We start from the raw sequence: 10366 nt of genomic DNA, 5'->3' as shown, positions 1-10366 counted from the left end.
GGATATTTCTCTATATTCGCGGTTCAGCAGGCATGTCCCCTTTGAGGGCGACCCGACGACAGGATAATCGACCTTATGGTGCGCAAATATTTCGGCACAGACGGTATTCGTGGCAAAGCCAACGAAGGCGCGATGACGGCGGAAACCGCCTTGCGCGTCGGCATGGCGGCTGGCCGTGTCTTTCGTCGCGGTGACCACCGCCATCGTGTCGTGATCGGCAAGGATACGCGCCTAAATTGCCAAAATTTCCTTAAACTCTTCTTTTTTCCCAAAACCAATTAAACGCTGAATCGCCATTTGAACATAGTCTAAACCATAGCGAAATAAACTCATTGAGAGTCGTCCATGCTTCTTTATTTTTATCGCTTTTTTTTGATCATGTTGCCATTCACCCGTTAAGTAACACCAACAGAAGCTTATAGCTAACACCGCAATCAATTTTTTCACTCGTCTAGGGTCTGTCAAGCGCGTATTTTCAAGATTAAACCCGCGTCCTTTGAGACAACTGAATAAGGTTTCAATTTCCCAGCGTAATGCATAATCCTGAATAGCATTGGCATTAAACTGAGGAGAAACGACGAGTAAAAGCTCTCCATTTTCTAACTGTAGTGCACTTATATATAGTTTCACCCGACCAACCAAAATCCGTCGTTTACGACATTCAATTTGACCAACTTTAAGATGGCGAAATAAATCACTAATTTTATGATTCTTTCCTAAATGATTGGTGACAATGAAGTTTTTTTAACACGAATGCAGAAGTTGATGTCTTGTTCAATTAACCATGTAAACCACTGCTCACCGATAAACTCTCTGTCTGCGAACACATTCACAATACGGTCTTTACCCAAAATGGCTATAAAGCGTTGAATCAAAGCAATGCGCTCTTTCGTATCTGAATTTCCACGTTTATTAAGCAATGTCCAAAGGATAGGTATCGCTATTCCACGATAAACGATTGCGAGCATCAGGATATTAATATTTCGTTTTCCCCATTTCCAATTGGTTCTATCTAAAGTCAGTTGCACTTGGTCGAATGAAAACATATTGAAAATCAACCGAGAAATTTGACGATAATCAAAATACTGACCTGCAAAGAAGCGCTGCATACGTCGATAAAATGATTGTGGTAAGCACTTGATGGGCAAGGCTTTAGATGCAGAAGAAAGATTACATGTTTGCTTTAAAATAATCACAAGCATGATGAGCGCAAAGCACTTTAAATGTGACTTGTTCCATTTTAGATATTTGTTTAAGATAAGATATAACTCATTGAGATGTATCATAGTATTCGTCGTTAGAAAACAATTATTGTGACATTATTTCAATGAGTTATCTATTTTTGTCGTGTACAGAGAAAAAAAATACAATAAAATCATATTTTTATTGTAAATGTAACAATATAAGACTAGTATATTGGTCTAGTAAGATTGATAAGTAATGAATGCGATTATATAGTTCTGTAATAACAATATTGATGTTTTTAATTTCGGGAATGATGATTTTTTCCCAGACACAAATCATATATCAACCACCAAATTTTACCGTTTTAAATATCTCTAGTTAGAAATATTTTATAAAAAACCGCCTAATAGGCGGTTTTTTTAATTTTTGAAGAAATAATGAATCTCTCTATTTAACATAAAACCTCTTATACGAAATTTGCATGTTAGAACCTATTCAAAGTCCATATTTAATAGCTTCTCTTAGCGGATTTACTCATCTTCAAGCACTTGTAAGTAAAGCTCATCCGCTTTTTGAGCAATGGCTTTGCCATTCTCACGCATTTCTAATTCTTTAGCTACATAGGCTTGAATCGGTATGTTGTAATAGCCACCACCATAGTAGTCTTTAATGAGTTTCAAAGGCACTTCCACACCATATTCATCAAAAAGATTACGTCTGTAATTATATTCATAGATCGTATCCGCATAGGTCGGCAATCGTGGTAGATAGGTCAAGTGTGGTGGAGCAATTTCCATCTGCATCCATGTTTTCTGCTTCTTAGACCTGTACTTTAAAAAACGCTGTGCAAAATGGATAATCTGCCCTGCTTGGGAACGGCTTGCTTTGAAAACAGACCATGTTTCAACCATCAGGAATAGATTTTTAATATCGGCTCGGTTCTTCTCTGCTAGAGAACTATTTTTTTGACTAGCCAATTTATTAATAGAATCAGTAAATTTAGTTTTAATTTTTTCAATACTTTGCTTTGTATATCGCCAAGTCCACGTATAAGCCCTTACTCGGTCTTTGTAGTCTTTTTCATCACCCAAGATGAGCTGTTTATAAGTCTTATGCGTATCTCTAAAAAGCTCCATAGTGACTAGGGCAGTAGGTTTGACAGCAATTGGATTTTTTAAGACAAATTGTTTTGGCTCATTATCTTTGAAGTAGTCTGCAATCAAGGTCTTTCCTGCTGAAATTGAATCGAGATCCCACTTAAAGCCTTTGTACTTCTCTTTTAGTTTCTCAATCTTTAAACGCTCCGACTCCTTCGCAAGTTTATTGCTCTCGATACCGTTGAAAGTATTGAAATCTCTACTTGTAGGTGTTGTAAATAAGCAATATATAAACCACTTATCCTCCTTAAAAACATCTCTTTGCACGATCATCGTGCAAATAGGATAACCCTTTTCTAAGCGGTAAGAACGCTGTCTTGGTGAAATCCCCAATTCATAACGGTCTGTCATCTTCTCCAATAGCGAATCTATGGATTTTTTTGAGCTGTCATATTCAAAGTTGAAATAGAAATATGCGCCATTGGCAACATGGTCAGCGAGCCGTTGCATCGTGAATTTTGTGTGTGGACTAAAAATTATCATCCAAAATATTTCCAATAATTGTTATCAAGGGTTAATTCACAAAATACGCTGTTTTTTGATCAAAAACTAGCATTGTAATCGAGTAAAAGGATTTTTGGTTTTTAGCTGTTTTTTGCTTTTTCCATAGCGAAGCTATGGTGAACTTGCGAAGCAAGTTTTAAGGACTTCTAGACGGTATTTGTAAGAGGGTAATAAGTAGTTCCATGCGAACGCACCTAGACAGCATATTTTTTGTGCATTATGATTTTCTCATCAGTTGTGAAGTGTGTCTGACCAACGCACCTAAAAGACCTAACCGTTTTTTAGTGTGCCGTTAGGCACACTAAAAATTTTGATTTTCAACAGCTCACAGTGGAAAGGTTGACAGCCTGAAAACTGCTTGACGAAGCGGACTGCTGCGGAAACGTAGCTCGGTACGCTTTGATGAGGGCTGATGAGGGGTGGCTTTTGCCTACCCTCAAATTCTACTCAATCCACTTCATTGTTGGTTCTTGAAGTTGGGCGACAAGGAAACGGAATCACCGAAAGGTGGCGAATGGGTTAAACCCCATTCTAGGCTGAAAGGGCTGAAATCCTGCTTTTGAAGAAATAGTGAGTGAAATCCATAGATGGAGAGTAGCGTTAATAACTACCGTTCTTCGCTGAATCTTTATGGTTTGGCGAGGTGCGTGGCACACACGATGGCTTCTGCGGTATTCGAGAGGGTACAGGCGATCAAGGTGAAAGCTGGCGAGAGTGGCACTTTTGGGTCAGGTGGTGAATTTGTCGTGATGACATTCCATTTTGGCTCGAAAGGTCGATGTATAGCTTAAACGTGTTAAAGGTGGGGAGAGATCCTCATCGACTGTGCTAAGTAAGTGTTCTACCCATGATGATATTTTTTAAGCTGCGGAATCGGTATTTTGGAACTGCGTACCGAAAAGCAAGGAAAAAGCTTAGAAACTTAGTGGATGAACGTACTGCTTGTTAAGACTTCAATTGATAACTTGGGACGCACTTTTATGTCATTAGGTTTTGTCACCTAAGTTTTTGAATAACTAAATTTTTAGTTATCGACATAGATGTGTTGGAGCGATCTTTAGTAGCGCATATAAGGCAGATTTTTGCCGAAGTTGTACTGTAATAATTCTGAATAAGTTGTTGTTTTTATTTGTAAAATAGATAGTAATCTATAATTACAGGTAAAATTGATAATCAATAAGAATTTTCTTTTGAGTTGTTTTATCAAAAGTTGGTTAAAAAACCATAGCTACCGTTGTCAGAAATGACTTGTTAAGGGAATCGTGGTTTTGCGAAAGAGTGATGTTGAGGCTATAGGGGACTGTAGTTGAGTGTGTTACTTCCTGCATGGTCATAGTGCTTGAAGGCTGTGGATTTAAAGCCACAGGAGAGTCAAAAAGGTTAAATGGGGATTGGTCTCCCCTGCTGTTCGAGTTGGTCGCTCGAACTAAACTAAACTTCTGAAGACATAGTTTTTCGAGGTTGTTATCCACCATAGGATAAATATTTTCTGATTTTATGAATAAAATTAGCGTTTTAAAGTTTGGTGTTGGTTGGTTGGCAATCGGCACTTCGACAAAATTTTACGGTGCATACGTTATAAGCATTTTTTAGACCCCCTCGGATATTCTTGCCAACAGAATATCGAAACGAGGTGGGTTGTCTAAATGCTCACCATTTGCGTTTTAAGGCACTTTAAACTAAAACCTATAGGTAGAATAGGAATGACCAATAAAACGCCAAATACAGCAAACCATGCGCTATAAATCCACATCTCTTGGTGTATCTTGCTCTCGATCTGTCATAAAATCTTCTAACCCTGTTGGGTCATCATGGTTTTTAAAGAACTCCTCCCAAGTTACTTCACAAAAGACACCATCTTCATTGGCTCTAAACCATCGTGGTTTGTTGAAGTTCTTCATCGAGAGAGAAACCAAATCTTCATCTTTTTTATCTTTGCTCATCTCAGATCCTCTTTAGCGAGTGTCTACGAGCGACACAACGAAAATTTGCGCCTAGACTCCCTGAAAAACTGCTTTTTAAAATATTTGCTTCAACAAATTGAAAGTAGATCACATGCTGATCTTTGCACCTAGACCGAGCGAAGCGAGCATAAAAAACTTATGAGCGAAGCGAATTCCGAGTTGCTTTTGCCTTTTCTTAAAGTAACAAGAATATTAACTAAAAATTGCCCCACGAATCGAGCGAAAGCGAGATTCAATAGAGTTTGAGCGTAGCGAAAACCAAGGGCAATTTTTCATTTATTTTTTCATTTACTAATTTTAAAAGCTTTATTAAAAGCTTTTAATAGCTTTTAAAAAGCTTTTAAAAAGCTTTACGGCCAGTCTCAATGTATTGCTATATCAGTGTTTCAGACACTAAAGTGGGGGCGAAATGTTAGGTTTTTGACTTTAAGTGGGGGCGAAATGTTAGGTTTTTGACTTTAAGTGGGGGCGAAATGTTAGGTTAGTGGGGGCGAAATGTTAGGTTAGTGGGGGCGAAATGTTAGGTTAGTGGGGGCGAAATGTTAGGTTAGTGGGGGCGAAATGTTAGGTGGTAATCAAGATATGCTTGACTTAATAAGTGGGGGTAAGTAGCATTGAAAATACCACCACATAATAGAAGAATAGTGATTTTAGATGGCTGTATCATTAAAGAAAATTAAAAATTTTGAGGAACATGACAAATCTCTTTTTCCTCTTTCAGCACCTGCCAAACGTTATCCAAAAGACTATGCTGTCTTTCAAAATATTTTCTGGCAATTGAAGCATGAGAAATCACCAAAAGACGATATTCTAAAATTGCTATTCTTTTTTAGCCCTAAAGTTCGGCTAGCATCAGATCCCAATGAAACAACAGAATTCACTGTAACAGCTAAAGAATATGCTGAATTGACGGGCTTAAAGCCAAGCAGTGCTTATGTAGCCTTAAACCGAGTAGTAGATGCTCTCTACGACCACAGTGTAGTTTTTTATCATCCTGGAAAAGATCGAGATATTCGAACAAGACTCATTAGTACATGCTCATACAAGGATGGATGTTTTTATATTTCTTTCACGCATTTTGCCCTATACATTATGTATGTTTTTAATAAACAAAATTCGTATACAAAATTTAAAGTTAAATCGGCTGTTGCCTTACATGGTCACGGTTTAAAACTTTACCCATTCTTGGTACAAAATGAATTTCGGTCTAATTTCGATGTATCCATCAAAGAATTAAAAAGTGCTTTAGGTCTGGCAGAAAATTCATACCCAGAATATAGAGATTTCAAAAGTACTATTCTTAAACCCCACATTGATGACATTAACTCTAAAACAGAACTTACTATTGAGTTTAAAGCAGTCAAGAAAGAAGGACGCAAAGCTAGTCATGTTAATTTTATAGTTAGAAAAAAGAAAACTATTGGAGCTAATCAACAAAGTGAAACTGGTAGTAACCAAGAGCAAAATAAAATAACTGCAAAAATGGTTTATTTAACGATAATTCAAAGTGAAGAATTGAGCTTGAGATTCAAAGAATCTGGTGAGACTACAGACGAATTAGTAGAAAGAATAAAAATTGATTTTAAAAATAACGAAGGTAATAGATGGATTGAAAAACTAGCAGAATTCAATATCGACTTTACTATTGAACAAAAAGTTTGAAAAATTGCTGCTATACCTAGAAAAGTACGATTTAATTCAAAATAAGATATATGTTCAGCTAAGATGTTCAGATGAACATGCTTAAACACGCGCTGAGGGATTACATTGAACAAAACAAAATTTAGCATAATGGACGCAAGTAAAGCTTTTAAAAAATCAAGAACAACAATCTATGAATCTATAAAAAGTGGTGAATTATCAAGAGATCATGATGGACTTATAGACTTATCGGAACTTATCAGAGTTTATGGCAATCCAGTCAGTGTTCAGTCCAGTACACGTACTGAACAAGTCCAGAAGGATGTACAGGTACACGTTCAGTCTGAAATTGAAAATGTATTAAAAGATCAAATTTCTTTACTCAAAAATCAGTTAGATTTAGCAAATCAAAGAGAAAAGTCTTTGATGCAACATATTGAAGATCTCACTCATAGAATTGAGTTTAAAGGCACGTTAGAACAGCCAAAACAAGAAAATACTAGTAAGCTAAATGAATCTACTAATCTAAATATAGCAACAGATCCTCGGCCAGAGATTGAGTCGAACTATGACGCATTGACTACTTTTGGGGAAGACAACAAGCGTATACCTATTCCTGAACACGTTGAACCGGAACCTAAAAAAAGGGGATTATTGGGCCGTTTAGCTCGGGCAGTTTTTACAGATGAGTAAGGTTTTATTGTTATTTTTAGCTAAACAAAAGTGTGGAACATTGCTTACTTATTAAGCGTGGAACGTGAAAAGTCATAAAAAAAGCCCAATCGGGTGTGATTGGGCTTTTCAATACGAAATAAACTATTGAATTAAAACAAATAATTTAGAGCATTTCGTATAACGTGTATTATGTTAATTTTAGATAAACTATAGAATCCATTAGTTTTTAAACCAATAAATTAAATATTTTATGGAACTCCAGAATATTTATTCAGGCGATACTTAAGCAATAAGGGTAGGGTGATTACATAAAGTATTGCAGCTAATGCCCATACCATTCCAGGAGCTGATGCCTGAGTCATAAAATAGAGGCTAGTAACTAATACAGGACCAATTATAGCCCCCAGACTATTAAAACTGCTTAATAGCCCTTGTAATTCACCTTGTCTTTCATCACTAATACCTCTGGACATCATTGCTTGCAAAGCAGGAGCGGCTACTCCACCAAGGGCAAACAATGGTAACAACGCAAAAGGCACCCATTCTTCAACAGCAATAGATAAAAGAAGTAAACCAATTGCATCGCAAGCTATTCCACATAACAACGTATTTTTCTCTCCAAACCTCTTTACCATAGGGGCGATAGCAAAAGCCTGTGCAATAGAATGGCATATTCCATAACTAGCAAGGGAAACACCTGCAATAAATATACTCCAGCCATAACGATCCTGCCCATAGATAACCCATAAAGTTGCGGGGACTTGTGAAACCAATGTGATAATTAAAAAGATACCAAGCAATGGAGCCATATTAGGTTGAGTGATCAAATAGGATAATTTCTTTAATATTGATTGCTCCTGAACCTTCTCAGTCATTTTATTGCTGTGTTTTGATTCTTTTAATAAGACTGCTGTCATTATTAAATTAATCCCATTCATAAAAGCAGCAGCAAAGAACGGTGCATGTAAGTTCCATTCACCCAAAACTCCACCTATTACCGGACCCGCTATAAACCCAATACCAAAGACAGCTCCAAGGAGACCAAACCTTTTTGCACGCTCATGGGCTGGAGTAATATCTGAAACATAAGCTGTTGCAACAGCCATGTTGGCACCTGTAATTCCCGCAAAAATACGACCAATATATAGCCACAATAGAGAAGGAGCAGCAGCCATTAGGAGATAATCAGCCGTTGCACCAGCAATTGAAATAATTAATACAGGTCGACGTCCAAATCGGTCACTCAACGCTCCAAGGATAGGTGCAAAAATGAACTGCATCAGAGCATACACAGCTAATAAAGCACCATAGTGAACACCGCCTGCTTCAGCTCCAGCCAATGACCGTAATAATTCAGGCAAGATCGGCATAATTAAACCAATCCCAACAGCATCCAGAAATATAGTGATTAAAATCACGCTCAATGATTTCTTCACAAATGCCTTCTCTAGCAATGATAGAATTAATATTCTCTCACACACTCCCTATCAGTGATAGATTTATGAGTAAAAAAGATATTGCACCTCAACGTCTGACACGTGAAATAGTCCTGCGTACCGCATTGGATATGTTGAATGAAGAAGGCATAGATTCAATAACCACACGCAAGCTAGCTCAACGATTGGGTATTAAATCTCCAACTCTATATTGGCATTTCAAGAATAAATCCTTGTTAATGGAAGCAATGGCGGAAACCATTATAAATGAACACCATTTAGTTTCTTTACCCATCGATGGGATGACATGGCAAGATTGGTTGCTCGCTAATTCTGTAAGCTTTCGTCGAGCACTACTAGCTTACCGTGATGGTGCTCGTCTACATGCAAGAACTAGCCCCAGTCAAGGACATTTCAACACGATTGAGGCCCAAGTTGCGCTGTTATCTCATGCTGGGTTTTCTCCTGTTGAAGCAGTTGCATTACTTATGACATTAGGAAGGTTTATTGTTGGGTGGGTCCTTGAGGAGCAGCAAGAAGAAATAAGATCAGACCCACCATTCGAAGCCGATCCAACTATATATCCACTCATGCTCCAAGGAGTGAATACCTTACAAAATATGAATGCGGATGACATTTTTGAAAATGGGATTCGTATGGTGATTATCGGTGCTGAAAGACAACTTGATATTAAAATGCAAACTTAACTCTATACTGCTTTAAGCAACTGTTCTATTTAGTAATAAAGCTTTTATCCTTAATTATTTAACATAATGGCGGTTATACGAAGTACACTTGTATATTAATTGCAATATCAAACACTTATTAAAATCATAAAAATCCAAGAATGCCCAAAAAGCCGACTTTGAAACAAGTCGGCTTTTTTATGAGCAGTTTTGGAATGTTTTGCCAATAATTTTGACTAAAAATTACGCTTCTCAACTTGAGTGATACAATTTTGTGATACATTATTGTATATACAAATTTGAATGTTTTTTATGGAACAGTATTTCGAATGGGATGAGGCAAAGAATCGAAAGAATCAGAAAAAACACGATGTCTCTTTCGAAACGGCAAGCCTTGTTTTTGATGATCCATTAAGGATCTCAATCCAGGACAGACATACCGATGGTGAAGAACGTTGGCAAACCATTGGAAAAGTAAAAGGCGTACTAATGCTCTTAGTAGCTCACACCATCTTTGATGAAGATGACTGTGAAATCATACGAATCATTAGTGCAAGACAAGTCACTAAGGCGGAGCGAGATAGATATGAGCATGGTTAGATACTCACGCAAAGAACTGAATGAAAAATTCAGCGACAAGCAAGATGCAGAAATTCAACGCTTGCTTGCTAATGGAACGGTTCCTGACGATCAGCTAGATCTCTCAGATATGCCTGAAATTACCGACTGGAGCAATGCTGTACGCCATAATCAATTCTATCGCCCAGTGAAGCAACAGACTTCCATTCGTTTAGATGCTGATGTACTTGCATGGTTTAAAGCTCAAGGCAAAGGCTATCAAACACGAATGAATGAAATTCTGCGTGAAGCAATGTTAGAAGATTTAAAAAATCATCGATAAAAATGGGAGCTTAGGCTCCAATTTTTGGGTTCTTAGTGGAATTTAACCATCGGTATAAAAACTCGTGTTAAACCTGATTTATCATGTATTCATTAATATCAAAAATATTTATAATTTATTATATAAAATTAAATACTTATAAAAAAAAGTTTTTTTTAAGAATACTCATTTTTTTTAGTTAGATATTTACTATAATAAATTGAAACGTAAGATTCCC

Annotated in this window: 11 protein-coding genes; 6 read left to right on the top strand and 5 right to left on the bottom strand. The window is 37.0% G+C overall.

Annotated features, from left to right (window positions below; genetic code table 11):
- On the bottom strand, positions 1-204 hold a 204-nt coding region (locus tag A9J31_RS15830; RefSeq protein WP_483757036.1), incomplete at its 3' end, for a hypothetical protein.
- On the opposite strand from A9J31_RS15830, the gene A9J31_RS15955 reads away from it, so the two are divergent.
- Positions 133-282, top strand: coding sequence for a hypothetical protein (locus A9J31_RS15955; RefSeq protein ID WP_425394346.1), 150 nt, complete (start codon positions 133-135; stop codon positions 280-282). The genes A9J31_RS15830 and A9J31_RS15955 overlap by 72 nt on opposite strands.
- Here A9J31_RS15955 and A9J31_RS15365 read toward each other — a convergent pair.
- The 3 genes from A9J31_RS15365 to A9J31_RS06870 form a co-directional block, all read right to left on the bottom strand.
- Positions 232-1286 (bottom strand): IS4-like element ISAba1 family transposase gene (locus A9J31_RS15365; protein ID WP_100355958.1). Its coding sequence is split into 2 segments (ribosomal slippage): positions 232-746 and positions 746-1286, totalling 1056 coding nucleotides; the frame shifts between segments, so codons are not numbered across the junction. The two genes, A9J31_RS15955 and A9J31_RS15365, sit on opposite strands and share 51 nt — an antisense overlap.
- A gap of 429 nt (positions 1287-1715) precedes the next feature.
- Entirely contained in the window at positions 1716-2693 is a 978-nt protein-coding gene (locus tag A9J31_RS06880; RefSeq protein ID WP_227523648.1) for a hypothetical protein, read from the bottom strand.
- A gap of 1892 nt (positions 2694-4585) precedes the next feature.
- Positions 4586-4789 carry a hypothetical protein gene (locus tag A9J31_RS06870; protein ID WP_004968112.1) on the bottom strand — a complete coding sequence of 68 codons (204 nt, stop codon included), beginning with the start codon at positions 4787-4789 and terminating at the stop codon, positions 4586-4588.
- Positions 4790-5464: 675 nt separating this feature from the next.
- Here A9J31_RS06870 and A9J31_RS06865 point away from each other — a divergent pair.
- The gene (locus A9J31_RS06865) at positions 5465-6472 is read left to right on the top strand and encodes a replication initiation protein (protein ID WP_004967300.1); all 1008 of its coding nucleotides are present in this window, start codon (positions 5465-5467) and stop codon (positions 6470-6472) included.
- A gap of 105 nt (positions 6473-6577) precedes the next feature.
- Complete coding sequence (locus A9J31_RS06860; protein WP_225531289.1) at positions 6578-7144, top strand: plasmid replication DNA-binding protein; 567 nt, start codon at positions 6578-6580, stop codon at positions 7142-7144.
- Between the two features lie 230 nt (positions 7145-7374).
- Here A9J31_RS06860 and tet(39) read toward each other — a convergent pair whose 3' ends face one another.
- Positions 7375-8562, bottom strand: coding sequence for a tetracycline efflux MFS transporter Tet(39) (gene tet(39) / locus A9J31_RS06855; protein WP_046267530.1), 1188 nt, complete (start codon positions 8560-8562; stop codon positions 7375-7377).
- 65 nt (positions 8563-8627) lie between these two features.
- Here tet(39) and A9J31_RS06850 point away from each other — a divergent pair, with 65 nt between their 5' ends.
- From A9J31_RS06850 to A9J31_RS06840, 3 genes are all read left to right on the top strand, one after another.
- Positions 8628-9269, top strand: coding sequence for a TetR/AcrR family transcriptional regulator C-terminal domain-containing protein (locus A9J31_RS06850; protein WP_004787586.1), 642 nt, complete (start codon positions 8628-8630; stop codon positions 9267-9269).
- Between the two features lie 291 nt (positions 9270-9560).
- Positions 9561-9848: a BrnT family toxin gene (locus A9J31_RS06845; RefSeq protein ID WP_004884492.1), complete on the top strand. Its 288-nt coding sequence runs from the start codon at positions 9561-9563 to the stop codon at positions 9846-9848.
- The gene (locus tag A9J31_RS06840; RefSeq protein WP_067763352.1) at positions 9835-10149 is read left to right on the top strand and encodes a BrnA antitoxin family protein; all 315 of its coding nucleotides are present in this window, start codon (positions 9835-9837) and stop codon (positions 10147-10149) included. Before A9J31_RS06845 ends, A9J31_RS06840 begins: the two co-directional genes overlap by 14 nt.
- Positions 10150-10366 lie beyond the last annotated feature (217 nt).

It is taken from the genome of Acinetobacter gandensis (assembly GCF_001678755.1).
GTDB lineage: Bacteria > Pseudomonadota > Gammaproteobacteria > Pseudomonadales > Moraxellaceae > Acinetobacter > Acinetobacter gandensis.
This window is presented reverse-complemented; position numbering and strand designations above follow the sequence as displayed.

Bases quoted from the DNA above. Each gene is read 5' to 3' on its own strand.
- A9J31_RS06840 (WP_067763352.1), top strand. From the start codon at position 9,835: ATGAGCATGGTTAGATACTCACGCAAAGAACTGAATGAAAAATTCAGC.
- A9J31_RS06870 (WP_004968112.1), bottom strand. From the start codon at position 4,789: ATGAGCAAAGATAAAAAAGATGAAGATTTGGTTTCTCTCTCGATGAAG.
- A9J31_RS06850 (WP_004787586.1), top strand. From the start codon at position 8,628: ATGAGTAAAAAAGATATTGCACCTCAACGTCTGACACGTGAAATAGTC.
- A9J31_RS06865 (WP_004967300.1), top strand. From the start codon at position 5,465: ATGGCTGTATCATTAAAGAAAATTAAAAATTTTGAGGAACATGACAAA.
- A9J31_RS06845 (WP_004884492.1), top strand. From the start codon at position 9,561: ATGGAACAGTATTTCGAATGGGATGAGGCAAAGAATCGAAAGAATCAG.
- A9J31_RS15955 (WP_425394346.1), top strand. From the start codon at position 133: ATGACGGCGGAAACCGCCTTGCGCGTCGGCATGGCGGCTGGCCGTGTC.
- A9J31_RS06880 (WP_227523648.1), bottom strand. From the start codon at position 2,693: ATGACAGACCGTTATGAATTGGGGATTTCACCAAGACAGCGTTCTTAC.